This is a genomic window from Arthrobacter sp. NPDC093125 (assembly GCF_044754225.1).
Taxonomy (GTDB): Bacteria; Actinomycetota; Actinomycetes; order Actinomycetales; family Micrococcaceae; genus Arthrobacter.
Genome location: NZ_JBIVOQ010000002.1, coordinates 350312 through 372924, shown reverse-complemented (window position 1 = coordinate 372924; position 22613 = coordinate 350312). Strand labels below are relative to the sequence as shown.

Here is a 22613-nt window from a genome sequence, read left to right as displayed (position 1 = left end):
TCTAAACTGGGTCCGTACCGCGGGAGCCCGCTGCAGCTGTCATAAACGGCGCAGGGCTGAGAGGGCGTCAGAGCCGACCGCTTGACCTGATCCGGTTAGTACCGGCGTAGGGAAGGAATTCCATGAAACCTGGAATTGGCGGCACATCCGCCACCGACAGGACATCCGCCACTGACAGCTTTTCTGTCATTGATCCTCTGCACGCTGACGTCGCCGTCATTGGCGGCGGTGTAATCGGCCACGGGATCGCCTGGGAGGCCAAGCGCTCAGGACGCTCGGTGGTCCTCATCGACAAGGCGCCCGGGACCGGTGCCAGCTGGGCCGCCGCGGGCATGCTCGCCCCGGTGAGCGAACTGCATTACCAGGAGGAGGAGCTCCTGGAGCTCATGCTCGAGTCCTCCGCTCTGTGGCCCGGCTTCGCAGAGTCGCTCAATGCTGCGCAGCAGGACACCGGCTACCTTGCCTCCCCAACCATCGCGGTCGGCGCCGACCAGGCTGACCGCCGTACCCTGATGGACCTTCGCGAGGTTCAGCAGGCGCACGGCCTCGTCGTCGAACCGCTGACCATCCGCGCTGCCCGACTGCGTGAGCCGCTGCTGAGCCCAGGAATTTCCTGTGCCCTGGAGATCCCGGCCGACCACCAGGTCGATCCGCGCAAACTCGTGAAGAGCATAGCGGCTGCGCTGTCCCGCCACGATCCCCGTGAGCGGACTGCCGTGGCCGGTGCGGACAGTGGCTATGCGGTGCGGGACAACGCCGCCGCACTGTTGTGGGACGACGGGCGGGTCAGCGGTGTCCGGCTGGCCGGCGGCGCCACGGTGCTGGCCGCGGAAACCGTGGTGGCAAACGGCCTCGCGGCTGCCACCCTGGACGGACTGCCGGAGGACCTGCACCTTCCCCTTCGCCCGGTCTACGGCGACATTCTCAGGCTCCGGGTCCCGGACCGGCTCCGTCCGCTGCTTACGGCTACTGTGCGCGGCATTGTCCGCGGAGTTCCGGTCTACATCGTTCCGCGGCAGGACGGCACAGTGGTCATTGGCGCCACCCAGCGCGAAGACGGGCAGGCCGTTCCCAGCGCGGGCGGGGTCTACCAGCTGCTCAGGGACGCGCAGACCCTCGTGCCGGCGGTCGCCGAGCTGGAACTGCTCGAGGCGACCGCCAGGGCGCGGCCGGGCACGCCGGACAACGCGCCGCTGCTGGGCCGGGTCCAAACGGCAAAAGGCTGCGAATCCGGAGCAGCAGGCAGCATGTCCGCAGCACCTGTGCCGGGACTCATCATTGCTACCGGCTTTTTCCGGCACGGGGTCCTCCTGACGCCTGCCGCGGCCGTCATCTGCCGTGAGCTGATGGACGGTGTGGAGGACAGCCGCTGGGGCGCCTTCCGTCCCGGACGGTTCCCGGTTGAGCAGCCAGCCGCCTCAAACCCAGTCATATTTGACCAGAACAAGGAATCAGCATGAACATCACATTGAACGGCAAACCCCACGCTGTGGGGGCAGAAGCCTCCGTGACCACGCTCGTCAGCCAGATCACAGGGCGGGAACTTGTCCCCAGCGGGCAGGCCGCCGACGGCCAGCGGCTGGGTGTGGCCGTGGCGCGCAATTCGGAGGTGGTGCCCCGCAGCCAGTGGCACAGCACGGCGCTCACCGAGGGTGATTACATCGAGCTCGTTACGGCAGTTCAGGGAGGATGAGGACGATGACTGAAACAACTGTGACCAAAACAACTGTGACCAAAACAACTGTGCTTCCAGCCGTGCCTGGAGCAGACACAGACCGCCTGGTCATCGACGGCGTGGAGTTGGGCTCCCGGCTCATCATGGGCACGGGCGGAGCGCCCAGCCTGGACGGACTCGGCGCCGCGCTCCTGGCCTCCGGCACGGAACTGACCACGGTCGCCATGCGCCGCTATTCGCCCGCCGAATCGGGTTCGCTGTTCCAGCTGCTCGTGGACAACAACATCCGGGTCCTGCCGAATACCGCCGGCTGCTTCACCGCACGGGATGCGGTCATGACGGCGGAGCTGGCCCGGGAGGCGCTGGAGACGGACTGGGTCAAACTCGAAGTCATCGCCGATGAACACACGCTCTTGCCCGACGCGGTGGAACTCGTCGATGCCACCGAGCAGCTGGTCAACCGGGGCTTCAAAGTCTTCGCGTACACCAACGACGATCCGGTCCTGGCGCTGCGTCTTGAGAACCTGGGAGCCGCGGCCGTGATGCCGCTCGGCGCTCCGATCGGGACGGGCCTGGGAATCCTCAACCCGCACAACATTGAACTGATCGTGTCGCGCGCGTCTGTGCCTGTGGTGCTGGATGCAGGCATCGGCACCGCCTCGGACGCCGCGCTGGCGATGGAACTTGGCTGTGACGCCGTGCTGCTGGCCACCGCCGTCACCCGGGCACAGAATCCTGCGCTCATGGGCGAAGCCTTCAAACACGCCGTTATCGCCGGTAGGCTGGCGAAAGCGGCCGGGCGGATCCCGCGCCGCGAGCATGCGCTGGCGTCTTCTGCGATGGAAGGCCGGGCCGAGTTCCTTTAGGGCCCGATCTTGACCGTGCGGATGCGGCGATGGGCAGGCTCACCCGCTACCCGTCAAGGAGTCAGCCGTGGCACCCAGGGACGAGATCCTCACCCGCCCCCAGATTGACGAGGCCCTTGCGGGCCTGCCCGACTGGCGGTACCGCCTCGGCGGCCTGGTCACTGTCTACAAGACGCCGACGGCGGCCGGCGCGCTCGAGCTGATTGCCGCCGTCGGGCGTCTTGCCGAGGAGAAGAACCACCACCCGGACCTGGACTGGCGGTACAACCGTGTGTTCATCCGGTTCACGTCCCACGACGCGGGCGGCGAGGTGACGCCGCGTGACGTCGACTCCGCGGCAACCGTCACCAAGGCGGCCGCAGAAGCCGGCGCCGTCGCAGAACCGGGGCTGTACCGGACCGTGGAAATCGGTATCGACACTCCCGATCCGACAGCGATAGCGGACGTCTGGCGTGTTGCGCTGGGCTACAAGAAGGGCAGGGGCGGCAGCCTGCAGGATCCCCACGGCCGGGGTCCAGGGCTCTGGTTCCAGGAGACCCTCACGCCCAATGACAACCGGCTCCATCTGGACATCCACCGTTCCAAGGCCGAATCCGGCCCCGCGCTGGAGAAGGCGGCTGCCACCGGCGCTTCAATGAGCAGCGACCACGCACCCAACTGGGTGGTGGTCACTGATGCTCAAGGAAACCGCCTGTGCCTGTGCACTGAGGAAGGCGAGCAGCCCCGCAGCTGATGCTGCACGAAATGACGCCCTCAAGCAGCCGGGGCCTGAGGGTTCTCCTACATCTTGAGGGCTTCCGTGAGGCGGTGAGTGTCCTGTCTCGTCCTGGACCGGCCGAGGAAGGCGGCAAGGGCCACAGCCGCTGCTGCACCTGCGATCATGGGGACTATCCACGGAATCCAGGTCAGGCCCGGCTGGTAGCCAAGGCCGGCCGCCATGCAGATTATCCAGGCGACCATGCCCACCGCCGTCGCCACGCCTGCCGGCAGGAACATGCCGTACTTGGCATGGCGCCTGTCATTCGCCCAGACGATGAAGCCCGAGGCGACGGTGACCAGCACGACAATGACGAGGGACAGCATGGTCAGCCCTAGAGTGCGCCGAAGCCGACCCGGCGGACTTCTTCCGCGCCGATCTCGACGTAGCCCAGCACGCTTGACGGCACGATGATCTGGCGGCCCTTCTCGTCGGTCAGGCGCAGTTCGGTGCCCTTGGCGAGTGATTCTGCTACGACCTTGGCTACTGCGTCAGCATCCTGGGCCGATTCCAGCACGAGTTCGCGGCCGATGTTCTGAATGCCGATCTTTACTTCCACAGCAAGGCCTCCCAGCCAGTCAATGTTGATTCGATGTCAAAGGGTAGTTCTCCCTTTGTAGTCTAGGTCTCTTTGGGGAAGCGAGAGATTCCGCGCCAAGCTAAACGGTAGATCAGGTCACTGGCCACATCGATATCCAGGTTCCCGCCGGTCTCGAGCCAGTAACGTGCGCTCACGTGCGCCATCCCGGCGAGGGCCCGGCCCAGCAGCTGCGCTTCCAGGTGCGGCAGCTTGGTGTCTTCGGCGATGACGTGCGCGATGGCGTCGGCAAAAGCCTTGTTGAAGGTCTCGAGCCGCGCGCTGACATCGGGATCGTTGATCAGGTCGGACTCGAAGACGAGGCGGTGCGCCTGGTCATCGCTGTCGATGAAGCGGTAGTAGGCCCGCATGACAGCCTGGACCCGCTCCTTGTTGTCCGAGGTGGAGTTAAGTGCGCCCATCATGAGGTCTGTTAGGGCGCTGAGGTGGTTGTCCAGGAGCGCGAGATAGAGCTCGCGCTTGGAAGGAAAGTGCTGGTACAGAACCGGTTTGCTGACATGGGCGGTCTCTGCGATCTCGTCCATGGCGGCACCGTGATAGCCGTTGGCCACGAAGACTTCCTGGGCGGCCTTCAGCAGCTGGGCACGGCGCTCATCACGGGGCAGCCGGGCCGAGCGCTGGCCAGGGACGCGGCCGCCAGCAGAGGAGGGCGCGGCCTGGGGTCGATCAGCCGGTGCATCGTGAATCACTGTTTGGCCTTCTTTCCATTTCAGTTAACTTCACTTTACCCGGGGGTAATATGACCGCGCGGTACCTTCAGGCATACATTGAAGTATGGTTTCTCCGTCCACTGCAAATACAGCACGCACCTCACCGGACCCCCTTGTCGAACCGGCAGCCGAACTTTCCCCCGAAGAGGTGGAGCGGTACTCCCGGCACCTCATCATTCCGGAGATCGGCGCGGTTGGCCAAAGGCGCCTGAAAAACGCCCGGGTGCTCGTGATCGGTGCCGGCGGCCTGGGCTCCCCGGCCCTGCTCTACCTCGCCGCGGCCGGCGTCGGGACCATCGGAATCATAGACGACGACGCCGTGGACCTGAGCAACCTGCAGCGCCAGATCATCCACGGAGTGGCGGACGTGGGACGGCCGAAGATCGAATCGGCCCGCGACGCCATTGCCGCCCTGAACCCGCTGGTCGACGTCCGCCTGCACCATGTCCGGCTGGACGCTTCCAACGCCCTGGAGCTGTTCTCCGGCTATGACCTGATTCTTGACGGGGCTGACAACTTTGCCACCCGCTACCTCGTCAACGATGCCGCCGCCATTCTCGGGAAGCCGTACGTATGGGGATCGATTTTCCGCTTCGACGGGCAGGTCAGCGTGTTCTGGGAGAAGCACGGCCCCACCTACCGGGATCTGTACCCGGAGGCCCCGCCGGCAGGTTCCGTGCCGTCCTGCGGCGAAGGCGGCGTGTTCGGGATGCTGTGCGCCGCGGTCGGCTCCCTGATGGTTACCGAGGCCGTGAAGCTCATTACCGGCGTCGGGCGTTCCCTGCTGGGACGGGTGGCGCTGTATGACGCTCTGGGCGGAAGCTGGCGCGAAATCAGGGTCGCCAAGGATCCCGCGGCTGCGCCCATTACGGAGCTGACGGATTACGAGGCCTTCTGCGGCATCACTCCGCCGGAGGCTGCGGACACGGAACACACCGTCACTGCTAAGCAACTGGCCACCATGCTGGCCTCCCGGGAGGCGGGGCTGAAGGACTTTGAGCTTGTGGATGTCCGGGAAGCGGGGGAGTACGACATCGTCAGGATCAACGGCTCCGTCCTTATCCCGCAGGGCAGAATCCTTTCCGGGGAGGCGTGGGCCGAGCTGCCGCAGGACCGGGACATCGTCTTCCACTGCAAGGCCGGATCCCGGTCCGCGGCGGTACTCACCGCAGCCAGGAAGGCAGGCTACCAGCGCGTGAGCCATCTCGACGGCGGCATCCTCGCCTGGGTCAGGGACGTGGAGCCGCACAAGCCCGTTTACTGACGGGAGCGGCCTGCCGCGCAAAGCTGCACGGCGCCCGTCAGCGGATCTCATGCTGCCGGGCGCTGACGGCAGGTGCCAGGATCAAGGCGCAAAGTGCTCACGGGCGCTGCAGGCTGCTGGCTGCCACAGGAGGCAGCGACAGCATCACAACCCGGTCCTGCACCGGGTCTGTGTACTCCAGCTCCAGGCGGGACGAGCCGGACGGAGCGAGATAACTGATCCAGTGGTGCTCTGTTGCCCCCGGTGCGAGAGTGCCGGCACTGTGACCGTAGCCCTGGGGCGTGACCGTCGTGGATGATGGCGCCAGCCGCAGGCGGAGTTGTCCGGGGCTGAACAGCACCGGTTCCGAAGTCGAGTTGTGCAGTTCAACCTCAACCAGGACCACGTCGGCCCACGTCAGGTTTACCGGCTGCGGCGATGCAGGATTGACCAGTATGTCCGCATCATGGCCGTGGGAGTCTGCGGCGGCGCCAGTTCCAGTGCCAGCCCCTACCGCCTGGGCATCGCGGGGGGTACGGCCCGAATACGCCGCCAAAGCTACGGGACCGGTGAGGGCGGCGGCCGCCGCTTCCACCGTCCGGTAGGCCGGGCGCCCCTTCGCGTCGAGCCTGGCGAGCCGGCCGGCCCGGGTCACAGACAGGGAGCCAAAGGCGGTGTCCTGCCGTGCGCCGGGTTGCGGGGCGCCGCGGGAAACGGCGCCGTACGTCCCGCCGGCCATCAGCAGGACGGTGCCGCCGCCTACGATCAGCCCGAACTGGCGGCGGCTCAGGACCGGGACAGAAAACGTGCGGTCATCAGGATTCACTGCTCGCACCCCCAATAGGTTTCTCAGTGAAACCCATGGTCCGCGGCGAGCCTATGGAAACCTTGCAGGATTCTTGGGGCGCAGGTGGGACGGCTGTTAGGCCGAGTTCCTCCGGGCAGCGGCCTCGGTGAGCGCCGCAGTGTCGGACAGCGATGCGGGGGCAAGCTGCGTGTGGTCCACCGGGCATTCAGCCTTGGCTGCGGCAGCGGGTTGTTCCACCGTAATCCCGTACAGGGTTTCCAGGGCGGCAACATAATCGTCCTGCTGGCCGTTGGCGGCGAGCTCCCGGGCCCTGACGGTGGGAACGTGGAGCAGCTGCTTCACCATGCGGCGGAGGGCGAACTCCACTTCCTCGGCGGCGGCGGTGCAGCCGTGGCGGGCGCGGACCTTCTCCATTTCGGCGTCCAGCACATTCATGGTGTGCCGGCGCAGTGCCACGATGGCTGAGTCTACGGACCGTGCTTCCCGTTCCTGCTCGAAGGACTGCGCGGCTCCGGAGACGATGCTGCTGGCCTGCGCGAGGGACTCTGCCTGCTCTTCCGGGGCGGCCAAGCGCACCGATTCCAGGGTCAGGAGTTCAACGCCGTCGAGCTCTCCCACCGCGGGATCGAAGTCATGTGTGAGGGCCAAGTCGATGGCAATCAGGGGACGGTCGGACTCGGACCGGACCTCGGCGAGCTCGGCGGCATCCACCCTGTTATCTGATCCGCTGCAGCCGATCATGACGTCGGCGGCGGCGACAGCGGGCCGGAGGGTATCGCCGTCGAGGGCGGTACCGCCACGGGTCGCCACGAAGGTGGCGGCGCGGCCCGACGAAGAATAAACGGAAATGTCACGGCAGCCACGTTCCCGCAGCAGCGCCATGGTGGCGCCCGCATAGGCGCCGGTGCCGAACACCACGACCTTCTTCGTAGACCAGTCGGGATCTTCGGAGAGGTCGGTAGCCAGGTCCAGCGCCACCGAAACAATGGACAGTCCCCGCGAACCCAGGGCCGTCTGCGCTCCGACGTCCTTTGCCGTCTTGGATGCGGCCTGGAAGAGGCGGACCAGGCCCGGGCTTGCCGTGCCTTCGTGCTGCGCGGTGATCAGCGCACGGCGCACCTGGCCGGCGATCTCGCGCTCCCCGACAACGGCCGAATCCAGCCCTGAGCTCACCGCAAAGAGGTGCTGGCTGACGTCGGGACCCGTGCGGGTGCTGAAGGAGCGGGAGACGAGCTGTTCGCTCAAGCCGCTCATTTCACTGATCTGGCCAACCAGGGCGGCGCGGGCAGCTTCAACATCATCCGCGTGTGATGCTTCGCCATAGATTTCGTAGCGGTTGCAGGTGGCAAGGACCACCGCACCGGTCACTGCCGGCGACTCGGCGAGGGCGGATGTGGCAATGCCAGAGGAACCGTTGCTTAGTTGAGCGACGGTTTCGAGGTCGATGTCGGCGTGAGTAGCCACCAATGAAAAAAGAACCACAGCAGGACAATCATAGCTTTTTCGTAAAGGCGTAGAACAACCCCCGGGCCGGAAGCCCGGCCTGTCGCGCTGTGATTCCTGCCACGGGCCCGCGCTGGAGGCCCGGCCTGACAGGCTGTCGTTATCTTTTGGGGGCGATTTTCGGCACAATCAAGGCATGACTTCTAGCGCTGCAACTTCAGATGGCACGGCCCTTGATGCAGGCCATCCGCTCATGGACGGGCGCACCGCCGACTCGCCGCTCATCACCGCCTACCGGGGCGGCAAGCCCAGCCGCCGTCCGGTGTGGTTCATGCGCCAGGCCGGCCGGTCCTTGCCCGAGTACCTGAAGGTGCGCGAGGGTGTGGCCATGCTGGACTCGTGCCTGCGTCCGGAACTTGCCGCAGAGATCACGCTGCAGCCCGTCCGCCGCCACGACGTCGACGCAGCCATTTTCTTCTCCGACATCGTCATCCCGCTTAAGCTGGCCGGCGTCGCCGTCGACATCGTGCCTGGTGTGGGTCCGGTCCTGGGCAAGCCGGTGCGCACCGCAGCCGACGTCGCTGCCCTTCCCAAGCTCACATGGGAGGCCCTGGAGCCCATCCGCGAAGCCGTCCGCCTGACGGTGGCCCAGCTGGGCAAGACCCCGCTCATCGGTTTCGCCGGAGCGCCCTTCACCCTCGCCGCCTACATGGTCGAGGGAAAGCCGTCCCGTGACCACCTCGGCCCCCGCACCATGATGCACGCCGACCCGGAAACATGGACTGCCCTGGCCAACTGGGCCGCAGACGCCTCGGGGCTGTTCTTGCGGGCACAGCTCGAGGCCGGCGCCTCGGCCGGGCAGCTGTTTGATTCCTGGGCCGGCTCCCTCGGCCTGGCCGACTACACCCGCTACGTTGCGCCGGCGTCCGCCAGGGCGCTGGACCATGTGCGGCACCTCGGCGCGCCGCTGGTCCACTTCGGCACGGGAACGTCCGAACTCCTGGTTGCGATGCGGGACGTCGGCGTGGACGTCGTCGGCGTGGACTACCGGTTGCCGCTGGAGGAAGCGAACCGCCGCCTGGGCGGCAGCGTGCCCCTGCAGGGCAACATCGACCCTGCCCTCCTCTCGGCACCCTGGGAGGTACTTGAGGCCCACGTCCGTGAGGTCATTGCATCCGGTGCCTCCGCGCCTGGCCACGTCCTGAACCTAGGCCACGGTGTCCCGCCGGAAACGGACCCCGAGGTGCTGACGCGCGTCGTCGCACTGATCCACTCCATCTCCCCGGAGTAAGGCGTTGGACGGGGCGGGCCCTGTAACGGACGGCCGGACGGCCCTGGTAGTGGGCGGCGGCATATCCGGTCTCCTTGCCGCCCGCGGGTTGGCGCAGGCAGGACTGGCGGTCACGCTGCTGGAAGCCACCGGGTCCTGGGGCGGCTGCGTGGGCCGGCATGAGGTAGCCGGGCTCACCTTGGACAGCGGCGCGGAATCCTTCGCAACGCGGTCCAGCGCCGTGGCTGACCTGGCCGGGGAACTGGGCCTCTCCGACTCGATCGTGGCCCCCCACCCCGGCGGCGCGTGGGTACAGCTGCCCGACGGCGCGCGTGAACTTCCGCGGACCGGCATCCTCGGAATTCCGGCAAACCCCTGGGATCAGGAGGTGCGCCGCTCGCTGGGATTCGCCGGGTCGCTGCGCGCGTCGCTGGACAGGTTCCTGCCGGCATCCCTGGGCACTACTGCAGACGTCACGAGCGTCTCCGCCCTGGTGCGTGCAAGGATGGGACGGCGGGTCCTCGCCCGGCTTGTGGAGCCCGTGGTTGGCGGCGTGCATTCGGCCGACCCCGCCCTTCTGGACGTGGACATGGTGGCGCCGGGTCTCCGGACCGGAATCACCAAGCACGGCTCGCTTGCCGCCGCCGTCGCAGCACAGCGCCGCAGCCCTGCCCAAGGTGCCGGTAGCGGACGTGCTGGTGGCGAAGGTGCCGGTGCAGCCAAGGCGGGATCCGCCGTCGCGGGCCTGACAGGCGGCATGCACACCCTGGTGACCGCTCTCGTGGCTGACCTTCAGCGGCGCGGAGTGAACCTCGTCAGCGGGACCCGGGCCCGCTCTGCGGCACGGACCGCGGACGGGTGGAGGATCACCGCGGCGGCCCGTGCAGCCAGCAGCGGCCCGGGAGGCAGAGCTGAGAGTGCCGAACAAACTGAACGTGCCGAAACTGAACGGACATACGACGCCGGCGTGCTGGTGGTCGCGCTTGACGGTCCAGCTGCCGTCGGGCTGCTTGAGCCAGCGGTGCCGGCCCTTGCCGGTCACCGCCCTGCGCCCGGTCCTGAGGTCAAGCTTGTGACGCTCGTGGTCGACCTTCCGGAGCTGGACCGCCGGCCGCGGGGAACGGGCGTCCTCGTCGCTCCGCAGACCCAAGGCATCCACGCCAAGGCCCTCACCCACGCGACCGCCAAGTGGGACTGGCTGGCGGCGGAAGCCGGCCCTGGCAGGCACGTTGTCAGGCTGTCGTACGGCCGCCGTGACGGTGCTGCGCCCGGCAGGACGGACCAGGGTTCGCCCAACATGGCCGCCATGCCGGATCCTGCGCTGCTCGAGCTGGCCCTCCGGGACGCCTCGGCCCTGCTGACGGTGCCCGTCACTGCGGAGAGCCTGGTGGACTGGGACGTGGTCTCGTGGGCCGGCGCACTGCCGTTCGCCGCCGTCGGACACCGCCAACGGGTTGCCGAAGTCCGCCGGATCTGCGGGGGCAGCGACGCGCTCGTGCTGGTGGGCGGGTGGCTCGCCGGAAACGGGCTGGCGGCCGTGGTGGCAGACACCAGGAAGCAGTTGCGCGCCTTCCTGGGGCAGTAGCTTCCCTGAGGCAGTAGCTTCCCGGGGTCACCGTAGCTTTGCTGAGGCAGTAGCTTCCGGAGGCAATGTGCCCGTCCGGCGATGCCCTGCCCGCGGCAATGCAGCTTCCTGCGGTAACAAAACGACCGGAAACCCGGCCGTTTTTAGGCCGTTTTCGACCTTTAATACCGCCCGCGATAGCTGCTGAGCGTGCTGTCTGCAAGTTTTCCCTCGCGGCGTTTTGTGTTTAGGGTCGATAACTATGGTCGATCAGAAGTCCGAGAGTTTTCGTACGCTGACCGGTAACCATGGGGGACTTCGGCGCGGCACGGCAGCCGCTGCGCTCGGAGCGGTTCTGGTCTTATCCGCAGGTGTCCCTGCATCCAACGCCGCTGCACCGGCGTTGCTGACAGACGCAGGGGAGGTTGTTCCGTCCAGTCCCGACACCGACGCTGTTCCGGGTACTGCCATCGAGGCTGACCCGACCGTAAGCCGTGTCAAGGCAAGAGTCGACGGGTCCCTGAGTCTGAAAGCCTGGGCAGGCAGGATCCTTGATGATGATGGGGACGACGATGAGTCGTCCGCCTTGCCCGCACCGACGGCTTCGCCCACGAGCCCGTCGTTCTCACCCTCCAGCACGCCCGTGCCCACGGTGCCCGTGCCGACGCTGCCCGCAAAGCCCCTTCCTACGACGTCGCCCCTTCCTACGACGTCGCCCCTTCCTACGACGTCGCCGGCGCCCGCCCCGGCTCCTTCGCCCTCCAGCACAGCTGCGTCCGGCCCAACCCAGACTTCCCCGACCCAGACCTCCCCGTCCCAGACGTTAGCACCGGCGCCCGCTGCGTCCCGGCCAGGCTACTCGCCGGCGGCCAGTGTTCCCGCGCCGGCAACCCAGCAGGCGCCTGCAGCCCAGCCCGGCGCAAGCCAGCTGGCACCCGCAGGCCAGCCGGCACCCGCCGCTCAGCCCGGCCAGGCACCCGGGGGAGCACTGGTTCCGGCAGCAGGCTCAGCAGCCGAGGGGCAGAACCGCAGCGCCACGGGCAAGCTGGACACGGCAACCTCCCGCCGCGGAGCCGCCGGGATCACATCCGGAGTCTGGGGCGCGGGCCGGCTTTCCAGCCCCATGAACATGGGGACCGTGGATTCCCGGTACTCCGTAAGCAGGCCAAGCAGTGCCGTTCTCGGCAGTGCGCAGGCCGGTCCGGTTTCCCCGTTGGTATGGGCCGGAGCCGGGCTCGTGCTCCTCGCAGGGGCAGCAGGTCTGGTGGCTTACAAACTACGCCGGGCACTCTGAGGGCAAACCGCCCGAAAGTACCTGTGAAATTGCCCACTTCTACGCGTTGTAGAAGTGGGCTTTTTCGACTTGCACGCATGGAACGGGCAAACTGGTATCCATGAGCCACACTCCTGCCGAATCTGTCACCAAAACCGAAGAATCAGCCGAGCAGTTCTTTACCCTCTGGACCGTCTTTAAGCGCTCCGCCGAGGTCCTCCGCAGCGCCGATGCTGCTGACGACTTCGACGCCCTGCTCGCGCGTCTGGCGGAGGACGGCGTGACCCACCGCGGAAGTTACGATGTTTCCGCCATGCGCGCCGACGCCGACGTCATGGTCTGGCTGCACGGGGCCAAACCCGAGGCGCTGCAGCAGGCCATCCGGGACATCCGCCGCAGCAAGCTGTTTGCGGGAACGGAACTCGTCTGGTCCGCCATGGGCGTCCACCGAGAAGCTGAGTTCGCCAAGAACCACACCCCGGCGTTCTCCCGGAATGTGGCACCGGCAGAATGGCTCTGCGTCTACCCGTTTGTCCGGTCCTACGAGTGGTACCTGCTGCCCGAGGACGAGCGCGGCAAGATGCTGCGCGACCACGGCCTGCTGGGCCGTGAATTCCCGCAGGTCATCTCCAACACCGTCTCGTCGTTTGCGCTCGGGGACTGGGAATGGATCCTGGGATTGGAAGCCCCCGAACTGGTGGATCTGGTGGACCTGATGCGCCACCTGCGCGCCACGGAGGCCCGCAACCATGTCCGTGAGGAAATCCCGTTCTACACCGGCCGCCGCATCACGGCCAAGGAGATCGCCGAGGTCCTGACGTGAGCCCGCTCGACCCCCAGGATTCCACTGTCGCGGTGAATCCCGTGACTGAAGCCGGCAGGATGGCGCCGAAGGAGTACGACGCCGTTCTTCTCGCCTCCTTCGGCGGACCCGAAGGGCAGGATGACGTCATTCCCTTCCTGCGCAATGTCACCCGGGGCCGGGGCATCCCGGATGAGCGGCTGGAAGAGGTCTCCCACCACTACCGCGCCAACGGCGGCATCAGCCCGATCAACCAGCAGAACCGCGAACTTAAGGCGGCACTGGAAGCCGAGTTGGCCGCCCGCGGGATTGACATGCCGGTGCTGTGGGGCAACCGGAACTGGGACCCCTACATCCCGCAGACCCTCCAGGACGCGTACGACGCCGGGCACCGCAAGCTGCTGATGATCACCACGAGCGCCTACTCCTGTTACTCCAGCTGCCGCCAGTACCGTGAGGACGTCGGCATGGCGCTGACGGAGACAGGCCTGGACGGCCGCCTCGAGGTGGACAAGGTGCGCCAGTACTTCGACCACCCCGGGTTCGTGGAACCGTTCGTGGAAGGCACGGCCGCCGGCATCGCGGATGTGCGGGCCCAGCTGGCCGCCGCCGGATCTCCTGACGCTCCCCTCCACGTTATTTTTGCCACGCACTCGATCCCCACCCGGGATGCCGACGCTGCCGGAAAATCGCCGGAGGAACCCCGCGAATTCACCGAGGGATCGGCCTACGTCGCCCAGCATCTGGCCACCGGAGCGGAAGTGATGCGCCGGGTGGAAGAGGAATCCGGTCTCTCAGCACCGTGGTCCCTTGTGTACCAGTCCCGTTCCGGCGCGCCGCACGTTCCCTGGCTCGAGCCAGACATCAACGATGCCATCGAGGAACTCTCCCAGCAGGGTGTCAGGGGCGTCGTGATTGTCCCGCTGGGCTTCGTCAGCGACCACATGGAAGTCGTCTGGGACCTCGACACGGAGGCTCTGGAGACCTGCGCAAACCTTGGACTCGCAGCCACCCGGGTTCCGACTCCCGGCACCCACCGCCGCTTCGTCAACGGACTCGTGGATCTCATCTGCGAACGTACCGTGGCGAATAACGTCGCCGAACGCCCGGCTGCCACTGGGCTGGGGCCTTGGTACGACGTCTGCCGTCCCGGCTGCTGCGAGAACTTCCGCGGTGAAAAGCCGACCATCGCCGGCGCCGACACAACCGTAGGCACGGGCCACGATCCCTACCCGTCGTCCAAGCAGGCGGCGAAGTGACTGTCCGGATCGGCACGAGGGCCAGCAAGCTGGCCCTCACCCAGACCCAGCAGACCGCCGACCTGCTGGCCGCCGTCGGCGGCTTTACCGTGGAACTGGTGCACATCAGGACAGAGGGTGACGTCCTCAAAGGGTCCCTGTCGCAGATGGGGGGCACCGGTGTCTTCGTCGCTGCGCTCCGCGACGCGCTGCTGCGCGACGAGTGCGACGTTGCCGTGCACTCCCTCAAGGACCTTCCCACGGGTCCGGCTGCCGGCCTGGTGCTGGCTGCCACACCGCCGCGGGTGGATGTCCGCGACGTCCTCTGCGCCCGCGACGGACTTAAGCTCGCTGACCTTCCCAAGGGCGCGCGGGTGGGGACAGGTTCGCCGCGGAGGGCAGCGCAGCTGCGGGCCGTCCGCCCCGATCTGGACATTGTGGACATCCGGGGCAACGTGGACACCCGCCTCGGACGTGTCCCCGGCCTGACCGGAAACATCACAGATGCTGTGGTGGACGGAAAGTCGGGCGACTTGGACGCCGTCATTCTGGCCGCCGCAGGCCTGGAACGGATCGGCCGGCTGGACACCGTGACTGAATACCTGGAAACCGATGTCATGCTTCCCGCCGCCGGACAGGGGTCCCTGGCGATCGAGTGCCGGACCGCCGACGCACCCGCCCGTGCAGGTTCCGCCGACGAATCGCAGGGAGCCCTGGCGCAGGCGCTGGCCGCCGTCGATGACCAGGACACCCGACTGGCTGTCACGGCGGAGCGCGCCCTGCTTGCCCGGCTCGAGGCCGGCTGCGCCGCGCCGGTGGGTGCCTACGCGTACCGCAAGGGCAGCATGCTGCACCTCGAGGCCGTGGTCTGCGCCGTCGACGGGACAGCCACGGTACGTGACAGGCGCGCCACGGACGGACTGACCGAGGTCGGCGCAACGCTGCTGGGCATCGAACTGGCCGAGGTGCTCCTCGCAGCCGGAGCCGGCGATATCGCGGACCTCACCGCGTCCTGACAGGGACGGCAGGGACCGGTACATGGGACTAAGGGACGAGGGGCCGGCCGCCGGCCGTGCCGTGGCCGGGCACGGGCAGCGTCCGCTTGAGGGCCAGCGGGTCCTGGTCACCCGCAGCCCGGACCGTGCCGCGGCCCTCGCCGCCCAGCTGCGGCTGGCCGGAGCCGAGCCGCTCCTGCTCCCGTTCAAGGACTTCGAACGGGCCCGGGACCAGGCAGCCTTTGGCGGTGCCTTCGAGGCCCTCGGCGCAGGGCGGTTTGAATGGCTCGTGGTCAGCAGTGTCACCACGGTCCTGGCGCTGCAGGAGCAGGCGGCCGCCCGCCGGGCGTCCCTGCATGCCTGGATTCCGGCGGAAACCAAGGTGGCTGCTGTCGGCCCGGCTACCCGCAGAGCGCTTGAAGCCGCAGGCATCGGCGTGCACGTCATGCCCCCGCACGAGCATTCAGCGGCGGGCCTGATCAGCGAATGGCCGGAAGGCCCCACGCGCGTGCTGCTGCCACAGGCGGACATTGCCGCCCCTGCCCTCGCCCACGGGCTCAGCGCATTGGGAGCCGAAGTTCAGACGGTAGTGGCGTACCACACTGTGGACTATCCGGCAGATCCCGATCGCCGCCTTGCCGCAGCCACTGCCTGCCAGGAGCCGTTCGACGCTGCGGAGGCAGGAGACGCGAGGACGCTCACGCCCGCCGAGGCCAAGGCTGCCATAACCGACGGCGGGATTGCCGCCGTCGTCGCTGCTTCGCCCAGTGCAGCCCGCCGGATCAGCGCAACCCTTTCGCCCCTGGGAGTTTGCCGCTTCGTCGCCATCGGCAAGGCGACTGCCGCAGCAGCGGAAGAGCTCGGCCTCGCCGTTGCCGCCACCGCCGGCGACGCCACCCCCGAAGGGCTCGTGGCCGCCGTCGTCCGGGCCGTGCAGGCCGGCGCCGGCGAAATCCCGGACCTAAATTCATCCGCATCAGGCCCCTAATGAAGGACAGGATATGAGCTTTCCGAACCACCGCCCCCGGCGGCTCCGCACCACTCCCGCCATGCGCAGGCTCGCCGCCGAGAATCGGCTGGCCCCCGCGGAGCTGATCCTCCCGGCCTTCATCCGGGAGGGACTTTCTGAACCCAATCCGATCGCTTCCATGCCCGGAGTGGTGCAGCACACCACGGACACCCTGAAGAAGGCAGCCGCTGAGGCCGTGGGGCTGGGCGTGGGCGGCATCATGCTGTTCGGCATCCCCGCGCAGCGCGATGCTGAGGGAACGTCGTCCTTGGACCCGGACGGCGTCCTCAACAAAGCCATCCGCGACGTCCGCGCCGAGGTCGGTGACGACCTCGTGGTCATGAGCGATGTGTGCCTCGACGAATTCACCGACCACGGACACTGCGGCGTGCTGGACGGCGACGGATACGTGGACAATGACGCCACCCTGGACATTTACGCCAAGATGGCGGTGGCACAGGCCGACGCAGGTGCCCACGTGCTGGGTCCCTCCGGCATGATGGACGGCCAGATCGGCGTCATCCGGCAGGCTCTCGAGGACGCAGGCCACGTCAACACCGCCGTGATTGCGTACGCCGCAAAATACGCGTCCGCGTTCTACGGGCCGTTCCGGGAAGCCGTGGACTCGCAGCTTAAGGGGGACCGCCGGACCTACCAGATGGACGCCGCCAACCGCCGCGAAGCTCTCCAGGAAGTGGAACTGGACCTTGCCGAAGGCGCGGATATGGTGATGGTCAAACCCGCCATGAGTTACCTGGACATCCTGCGGGACGTCGCGGAGATGAGCCCGGTCCCCGTGGCCGCCTACCAGATCTCGGGGGAGTACGCCATGATCGAGGCGGCAGCGGCCAATGGCTGGATTGACCGCCGCGCGGCCATCACCGAATCTGTCCTGGGGATCCGCCGGGCAGGCGCCAACATGGTCCTCACCTACTGGGCGAGCGAGCTCGCCGGCTGGCTGCGGGAAGCCTGATGGGCGAAACGCCGCAGGATTCTTCGGCGCAGGGCTCCCCGGCAGACAGCCCTGCGGACGGGGACCCCACCCGGCCGGTAGGGCCGGACCGGATCCTCCTGGGGCTGAACACGTTCGGGGACGCCGGAACCGGTCCTGACGGCCAGCCTCTGCCGCACGCCGTCGTCCTGCGGCAGCTGCTTGAACAGGCGGAGCTGGCTGACGCCGTCGGGCTTCATGCGTTTGCGGTGGGGGAGCACCACCGCCGGGATTTCGCCGTCTCGGCGCCGGAAGTCTTCCTAGCCGCCGCGGCCGCCAGGACCAGGCAGATCCGGCTCGGTTCCGCCGTGACCGTCCTGAGTTCCGACGATCCCATCCGCGTCTTCCAGCGCTTCTCCACACTGGACGCCCTGTCCAACGGGCGCGCGGAAGTGATGTTGGGCCGGGGCTCCTTCGTCGAATCCTTTCCGCTGTTCGGCTTCGACCTCGCCGACTATGAGGTGCTCTTCGAAGAAAAGCTTGAGCTGTTCCACAGGGTCCGGGCGGAAAAGCCCGTGCACTGGGAAGGCCGCACCCGCCCGGCACTGAACGGACTGAGCGTTTACCCGCGCCTGGAACACCACCTCCTGCCCACCTGGATCGGAGTGGGCGGCACACCCGAATCTGTGCTCCGCTGCGCGGAATACGGCTACCCCATCATCTTTGCGATCATCGGCGGGCAGCCCAGGTCCTTCGCGCCGCTGGCCAATCTCTACCGGGAGGCCATGGCCAAGTACGGCCATCCCCTGCAGCAGGTGGCCACGCACTCTCCCGGACACGTGGCAGCTACCGACGACGAAGCACGCGAGGAATACTTCCCGCACTGGCTCGAACTGCGGAACAGGATCGGCGCAGAACGGGGCTGGGGTCCGGCCACCAGGGGGGAGTTCGACGCCATGTGCCTGCCCGAAGGGGCCCTGTACGTGGGCGCGCCCGAAACGGTGGCCCGGAAGATCGTCCGGCTCAAGCACAACCTTGGCGTGGACCGGTTCGACCTGAAATACAGCAGCGGATCGCTTCCGCACTCCGCCATGATGCGCTCCATCGAGCTGTTTGGAACGGCTGTGGCACCGCGCGTCAACGAACTCCTGAAAGAATAGGACGCATGACTTCCAGCATGCCTCACAACGAGGAACTCTTCGACCGCGCCCGCCAGCTTATGCCGGGCGGCGTCAATTCCCCGGTCCGTGCCTTCGGCTCTGTCGGCGGCACGCCGCGCTTCATGGTCTCAGCACAGGGCCCTTACCTGACGGACGCGGACGGCAACGAATACGTTGACCTTGTCTGCTCCTGGGGCCCGGCGCTGCTCGGGCATGCGCATCCTGCCGTCCTTGAGGCCGTCCACGCCGCCGTGGACCGCGGCCTGTCGTTCGGCGCCTCCACGCCTGACGAGGCCAACCTGGCGTCCATCGTCAAGGAGCGGGTTTCCGCCGTCGAACGCATTCGCATGGTGTCCACCGGAACCGAGGCCACCATGACGGCGGTCCGGTTGGCCCGCGGCTTCACAGGCCGCAACCTGGTGATCAAGTTCGCAGGCTGCTACCACGGCCACCTCGACGGACTGCTTGCCTCGGCGGGTTCGGGTGTCGCCACTCTTGCCCTGCCCGGCTCCGCAGGTGTTACGGCCGCCACCGCTGCCGAGACCCTGGTCCTGCCGTACAACGACCTCGCCGCCGTTGAGGCTGCATTCGCCGAGCACGGCCCCAACATCGCTGCCGTGATCACCGAGGCGGCCCCGGCCAACATGGGTGTCGTCACCCCGGGTGAGGGCTTCAACGCCGGACTGGCCCGCATCACCGCCGCCCACGGCGCGCTGCTCATCGTGGATGAGGTGCTCACAGGCTTCCGCACCGGCTACGCCGGCTACTGGGGCCTCACGGGCGGGGCGGCCGGCTCCGGGGAGCAGTGGACGCCGGACCTGCTCACCTTCGGAAAGGTGATCGGCGGCGGAATGCCGACGGCGGCACTCGGCGGCCGTGCCGACGTCATGGACTACCTCGCACCGGTCGGCCCGGTCTACCAGGCGGGCACGCTGTCCGGTAACCCGGTGGCGATGGCTGCCGGCGTGGCCACACTGACGAACGCCACGCGCGAGGTCTACTCCTTCGTGGACGCACGGTCGCTGGAGCTGTCCTCCGCGCTGTCCGCAGCCCTTGACGCGGCAGGCGTGGACCACTCCATCCAGCGCGCCGGAAACCTGTTCTCCGTGGCGTTCGGCACCTCGGAGCACGGAGTCCACAACTACAGCGACGCCCAGAAGCAGGAAGCATTCCGCTACGCGCCGTTCTTCCACTCGATGCTGGAGTCCGGCGTCTACCTTCCGCCGTCTGTCTTCGAAGCCTGGTTCCTCTCCGCCGCCCACGACGACGCCGCGATGAACAGGATTTTTGACGCACTGCCGGCTGCAGCGAAGGCGGCTGCAGCGGCGAAGGCCTGACCCGCCGTCGGGCTGATCCGCCGTCAGGCTGGTCCGCCGTCAGGCGCAAGCCAAGAAAAAACTCTGGCACCCCGCCGCGGCGGATGCCAGAGTTTTTTGCTGTCGGTCTTGGTGTACCGGCTGGCCTAGAAGGCGACGGTCACGTCGCCGTTGGGCCATTCCTTTTCGATGAAGGCCTTGACCTCGGGGGAGTGCAGGAGTTCATCGAGCTTCTTGATGCGGGGATCGTCCTTGGACTCCTCGCGCCAGGCCAGGAAGTTGGCGTAGGGGTTGTTCTCGGTGGACTCCACGGCCAGGGCATTCTGGGTGCTGAGGCCGGCCTTCAGGATGAAGTTGCCGTTGATGAGCGCCAGGTCCACAGACGGGTCCTTGAGGTCATTGATCAGCAGTTCCGGCTGGTTCTCTGAGAACTTGAGCTTCTTGGGGTTCTGCTCGTCGGTCAGGGCGATCACGGAGCTGTCGTCCTTGATGTCCTTGACGAGGCCGGCCTTTTCGAGGACGCGGAGGGCACGGACCTGGTTGGAGGGATCGTTGGTGATGGCGATCTTGGCGCCGTCCTTGATCTCGCTGATGTCCTTGACCTTTTCGGAGAAGGCGGCGTAGGGCTCGATGTGCACGCCTTCGCCGTGGCCGAACTTGTAGCCCTTGGTCTTGACCTGGTCTTCGAACCAGGGCAGGTGCTGGTAGTAGTTCGCGTCCAGGGAGCCGTCGCTCAGCGCGGTGTTGGGCGTCTGGTAGTCCTCGATCTCCTTGATGTCCAGCTTGAGGCCGGCCTTGGGGGCGAGGTCCTGGTTGAGGAACTCAAGGATCTTGGCCTGGGGCACCGGGCTGGCGCCGACGCTGAGGGTGGCCGGCTTGGCCGGGTCCAGCGTCTGGGTTTCCGCGCTCGGGGCGGAGGAACCGCCGCCGCAGCCGGTCAATGCCAGGACAGCGGCAATGCCGGTGGCGAGGAGGGTGAGTGATTTACGCATCAGATGCGTTCCTTTCGAAATAGCCAGGATTCGCCCGGTGGGGCCGGTAGTGGCCTTGCAGGCGGTGATTTGGTTCAGTGGGGGACTGGTCAGCGGTGGTCGAGGCTCCGGGCAATCCATTCACCCGTCAGTTGGATGACCTGGACCAGGACGATGATCAGCACGATGGTGACGAGCATGACCGTGACGTCGAAGCGCTGGAACCCGTAGTTGTAGGCGAGTTTTCCGAGCCCGCCGCCGCCGACAAGGCCGGCCATGGCACTGTAGCCGACCAGGGTGACCACGGTGGTGGTCGTGGCCGCCACCAGGGCCGGAAGGGATTCCGGAAGCATCACCTTGTTGATGACCTGCATCTTCGTGGAGCCCATAACCTGCGCGGCGTCAATTTTCCCATGGTGGACGTCGCGCAGACAGGCTTCAACGAGGCGGGCGAAGAACGGGATGGTTCCGATGGAGAGCGAAACCGACGCTGCCACCGGGCCCAGGCTGGTACCCACGAGCAGGCGGGCCAGCGGGATCAGGGCCACCATGAGGATGGCGAAGGGGATGGAGCGGGTGATGTTGACGACGATGTCGCTGACGATGCGGTTAATGACGGGCATGGGCCGCAGCCCGCCCGGCGCCGTGGTGTGCAGGAAGACGCCCAGGGGCAGTCCGATGAGTACTGTGAAGAAGCCGGAGATCGCAACCATCTGAAGCGTCTCAACAATTGCCTCGGGCAGGGCCTTGGCCAGGACGGGGTTGCTGAAGATCTCGTTCACTTGAAGTCTCCCGTCTCAGCGGCGAAGTCGGATATTTCGGCGAATTCATCCTGTCCGGACTGCCGGGCGTCGCCGGACACCGCTTTCGCGCTGATCCCGCGGGCATGAAGATAGGCAAGCACTGCATCGTAGTCTGCGTGGTCCGCCAACTGGACCCGAAGGTGTCCGAACTGGTGGCCGCCAAGCGTCTCCACGCTCCCGGCGAGGACGTTCAGATCGATGTCGAAATGCCTTGCGACGCTCGTGAGGACCGGCTCTTTGGCGCTGTCGCCTGAGAACAGGATCTCCAGCACGGGACCGTTCTGGAGGTCCCCCTTGATGGTCTCCGACGCCGGAAGCGGCAACAGGGCACGGGCGAGCTTGCTGTCGAGCTCGGCAGCAACATCTTCCAGCCTGCCCGCCTCCACCACGCGGCCCTTGGCCAGCAGCGACACCGAACCACAAACACGCTTAACGACATGCATTTCATGGGTGATGATCAGCACGGTGAGCTGCAGGCGCCGGGTCAGATCCTGGATGAGGTCCAGAATCTCGTCGGTGGTAGCCGGGTCCAGCGCGGACGTGGGTTCGTCACAGAGCAGGACGTCGGGCTCGGACGCCAGGGCACGGGCAATACCCACGCGCTGGCGCTGGCCGCCGGACAGCTGGGACGGGTATGCGTTTTCGAAACCCTCCAGGCCAACGAGCTTCAGCAGCTCCGCAACCTTGGTCCGGACCTTGTCCTTGGGCGTCTTGACGAGCTCGAGCGGATGCGCCACGTTGCCTGCTGCAGTGCGGGAATCCATAAGGTTGGCGTGCTGGAACACCATGCCGATGCGGCGCCTGGCCGCACGGATCTCGGAGTCCTTCACGGAGCTGAGCTCAGTGCCGTCGATGTTCACAGAACCCGACGTCGGGCGGTCCAGCAGCGTGAGGCACCGCACCAGCGTGGACTTACCCGCTCCGGAATGGCCGATGATGCCATGGATGGAGCCTTTGGGGACGGACAGTGAGACCCCGTCAAGGGCCACAACTTCCTTTTTCCCCTGACGGTAGACCTTGCGCAGGTCAGTAACTGTGATCATGTATCCTCAGGCGATAGGGGCCGGGCAGGGCATAGCACAAGCGCGCTTTTGAACTAAATTATGTCAGCGCGAGGATACGCGAGTCACTTTCGAACTAAGTTCAGAAATGGGGCGGCTTCCCCGAATAAGCAGCGGTAA

23 protein-coding genes and 1 riboswitch are annotated in these 22613 nt (G+C 66.9%); of the genes, 15 read left to right on the top strand and 8 right to left on the bottom strand.

The genetic code is table 11. From position 1 onward, the window contains the following. Nucleotides 1–9: 9 nt before the first annotated feature. A riboswitch (TPP riboswitch) is annotated at nt 10–131 on the top strand. From thiO to ACIP9X_RS06175, 4 genes are all read left to right on the top strand, one after another. Next, the gene (gene thiO / locus ACIP9X_RS06190) at nt 123–1460 is read left to right on the top strand and encodes a glycine oxidase ThiO (protein WP_400478850.1); all 1338 of its coding nucleotides are present in this window, start codon (nt 123–125) and stop codon (nt 1458–1460) included. Its footprint overlaps the riboswitch before it by 9 nt. Then, nucleotides 1457–1693 carry a sulfur carrier protein ThiS gene (gene thiS, locus ACIP9X_RS06185; protein ID WP_400478849.1) on the top strand — a complete coding sequence of 79 codons (237 nt, stop codon included), beginning with the start codon at nt 1457–1459 and terminating at the stop codon, nt 1691–1693. The genes thiO and thiS overlap by 4 nt, the downstream gene beginning before the upstream one ends. Nucleotides 1694–1698: 5 nt before the next feature. Beyond that, entirely contained in the window at nt 1699–2541 is an 843-nt protein-coding gene (locus tag ACIP9X_RS06180) for a thiazole synthase (protein WP_400478848.1), read from the top strand. A 67-nt stretch (nt 2542–2608) separates the two neighbouring features. After that, entirely contained in the window at nt 2609–3274 is a 666-nt protein-coding gene (locus tag ACIP9X_RS06175) for a 4a-hydroxytetrahydrobiopterin dehydratase (protein WP_400478847.1), read from the top strand. A 47-nt stretch (nt 3275–3321) separates the two neighbouring features. On the opposite strand, the gene ACIP9X_RS06170 is transcribed toward ACIP9X_RS06175, so the two are convergent. From ACIP9X_RS06170 to ACIP9X_RS06160, 3 genes are all read right to left on the bottom strand, one after another. Continuing rightward, nucleotides 3322–3624 (bottom strand): hypothetical protein, encoded by a 303-nt coding sequence (locus tag ACIP9X_RS06170; protein ID WP_400478846.1) that lies wholly within the window; start codon nt 3622–3624, stop codon nt 3322–3324. Nucleotides 3625–3632: 8 nt separating this feature from the next. Then, entirely contained in the window at nt 3633–3857 is a 225-nt protein-coding gene (locus ACIP9X_RS06165; protein WP_400478845.1) for a DUF3107 domain-containing protein, read from the bottom strand. A gap of 62 nt (nt 3858–3919) precedes the next feature. After that, the gene (locus ACIP9X_RS06160) at nt 3920–4585 is read right to left on the bottom strand and encodes a TetR/AcrR family transcriptional regulator (protein WP_400478844.1); all 666 of its coding nucleotides are present in this window, start codon (nt 4583–4585) and stop codon (nt 3920–3922) included. An 85-nt stretch (nt 4586–4670) separates the two neighbouring features. Between ACIP9X_RS06160 and moeB the strand changes: the two genes are divergently transcribed. After that, nucleotides 4671–5870, top strand: coding sequence for a molybdopterin-synthase adenylyltransferase MoeB (moeB, locus tag ACIP9X_RS06155; RefSeq protein ID WP_400478843.1), 1200 nt, complete (start codon nt 4671–4673; stop codon nt 5868–5870). Nucleotides 5871–5967: 97 nt separating this feature from the next. Here the strand turns inward: moeB and ACIP9X_RS06150 are convergent, their stop codons facing one another. Beyond that, nucleotides 5968–6684 carry a hypothetical protein gene (locus ACIP9X_RS06150; protein WP_400478842.1) on the bottom strand — a complete coding sequence of 239 codons (717 nt, stop codon included), beginning with the start codon at nt 6682–6684 and terminating at the stop codon, nt 5968–5970. Between the two features lie 87 nt (nt 6685–6771). After that, nucleotides 6772–8139, bottom strand: coding sequence for a glutamyl-tRNA reductase (locus tag ACIP9X_RS06145; RefSeq protein ID WP_400478841.1), 1368 nt, complete (start codon nt 8137–8139; stop codon nt 6772–6774). 157 nt (nt 8140–8296) lie between these two features. Between ACIP9X_RS06145 and hemE the strand changes: the two genes are divergently transcribed. The 10 genes from hemE to hemL all read left to right on the top strand — a co-directional run bounded on the left by hemE (nt 8297) and on the right by hemL (nt 19679). Then, nucleotides 8297–9391 carry a uroporphyrinogen decarboxylase gene (gene hemE / locus ACIP9X_RS06140; protein WP_400478840.1) on the top strand — a complete coding sequence of 365 codons (1095 nt, stop codon included), beginning with the start codon at nt 8297–8299 and terminating at the stop codon, nt 9389–9391. Nucleotides 9392–9395: 4 nt separating this feature from the next. After that, complete coding sequence (locus tag ACIP9X_RS06135) at nt 9396–10955, top strand: protoporphyrinogen/coproporphyrinogen oxidase (protein WP_400478839.1); 1560 nt, start codon at nt 9396–9398, stop codon at nt 10953–10955. A gap of 241 nt (nt 10956–11196) precedes the next feature. Further along, nucleotides 11197–12228 carry a hypothetical protein gene (locus ACIP9X_RS06130; protein WP_400478838.1) on the top strand — a complete coding sequence of 344 codons (1032 nt, stop codon included), beginning with the start codon at nt 11197–11199 and terminating at the stop codon, nt 12226–12228. A gap of 100 nt (nt 12229–12328) precedes the next feature. Then, on the top strand, nt 12329–13030 hold the full coding sequence (gene hemQ, locus ACIP9X_RS06125; protein ID WP_400478837.1) for a hydrogen peroxide-dependent heme synthase: 702 nt from the start codon (nt 12329–12331) through the stop codon (nt 13028–13030). After that, nucleotides 13027–14268, top strand: a complete 1242-nt coding sequence (locus ACIP9X_RS06120; protein ID WP_400478836.1) for a ferrochelatase — start codon at nt 13027–13029, stop codon at nt 14266–14268. The genes hemQ and ACIP9X_RS06120 overlap by 4 nt, the downstream gene beginning before the upstream one ends. Further along, nucleotides 14265–15263 carry a hydroxymethylbilane synthase gene (hemC, locus tag ACIP9X_RS06115; protein WP_400478835.1) on the top strand — a complete coding sequence of 333 codons (999 nt, stop codon included), beginning with the start codon at nt 14265–14267 and terminating at the stop codon, nt 15261–15263. Before ACIP9X_RS06120 ends, hemC begins: the two co-directional genes overlap by 4 nt. Nucleotides 15264–15285: 22 nt before the next feature. Beyond that, the gene (locus tag ACIP9X_RS06110) at nt 15286–16230 is read left to right on the top strand and encodes a uroporphyrinogen-III synthase (protein ID WP_400478834.1); all 945 of its coding nucleotides are present in this window, start codon (nt 15286–15288) and stop codon (nt 16228–16230) included. A 13-nt stretch (nt 16231–16243) separates the two neighbouring features. Next, on the top strand, nt 16244–17224 hold the full coding sequence (gene hemB, locus ACIP9X_RS06105; RefSeq protein ID WP_400478833.1) for a porphobilinogen synthase: 981 nt from the start codon (nt 16244–16246) through the stop codon (nt 17222–17224). Beyond that, the gene (locus ACIP9X_RS06100) at nt 17224–18342 is read left to right on the top strand and encodes an LLM class flavin-dependent oxidoreductase (protein WP_400478832.1); all 1119 of its coding nucleotides are present in this window, start codon (nt 17224–17226) and stop codon (nt 18340–18342) included. Before hemB ends, ACIP9X_RS06100 begins: the two co-directional genes overlap by 1 nt. A 5-nt stretch (nt 18343–18347) precedes the next feature. Further along, nucleotides 18348–19679, top strand: a complete 1332-nt coding sequence (gene hemL / locus ACIP9X_RS06095; RefSeq protein WP_400478831.1) for a glutamate-1-semialdehyde 2,1-aminomutase — start codon at nt 18348–18350, stop codon at nt 19677–19679. Nucleotides 19680–19804: 125 nt separating this feature from the next. Here hemL and ACIP9X_RS06090 read toward each other — a convergent pair whose 3' ends face one another. From ACIP9X_RS06090 to ACIP9X_RS06080, 3 genes are all read right to left on the bottom strand, one after another. Next, nucleotides 19805–20650: a MetQ/NlpA family ABC transporter substrate-binding protein gene (locus tag ACIP9X_RS06090; RefSeq protein ID WP_400478830.1), complete on the bottom strand. Its 846-nt coding sequence runs from the start codon at nt 20648–20650 to the stop codon at nt 19805–19807. Nucleotides 20651–20739: 89 nt separating this feature from the next. Continuing rightward, the gene (locus ACIP9X_RS06085; protein WP_400478829.1) at nt 20740–21411 is read right to left on the bottom strand and encodes a methionine ABC transporter permease; all 672 of its coding nucleotides are present in this window, start codon (nt 21409–21411) and stop codon (nt 20740–20742) included. Beyond that, the gene (locus ACIP9X_RS06080; protein ID WP_400478828.1) at nt 21408–22475 is read right to left on the bottom strand and encodes a methionine ABC transporter ATP-binding protein; all 1068 of its coding nucleotides are present in this window, start codon (nt 22473–22475) and stop codon (nt 21408–21410) included. Before ACIP9X_RS06080 ends, ACIP9X_RS06085 begins: the two co-directional genes overlap by 4 nt. Nucleotides 22476–22613: the final 138 nt, after the last annotated feature.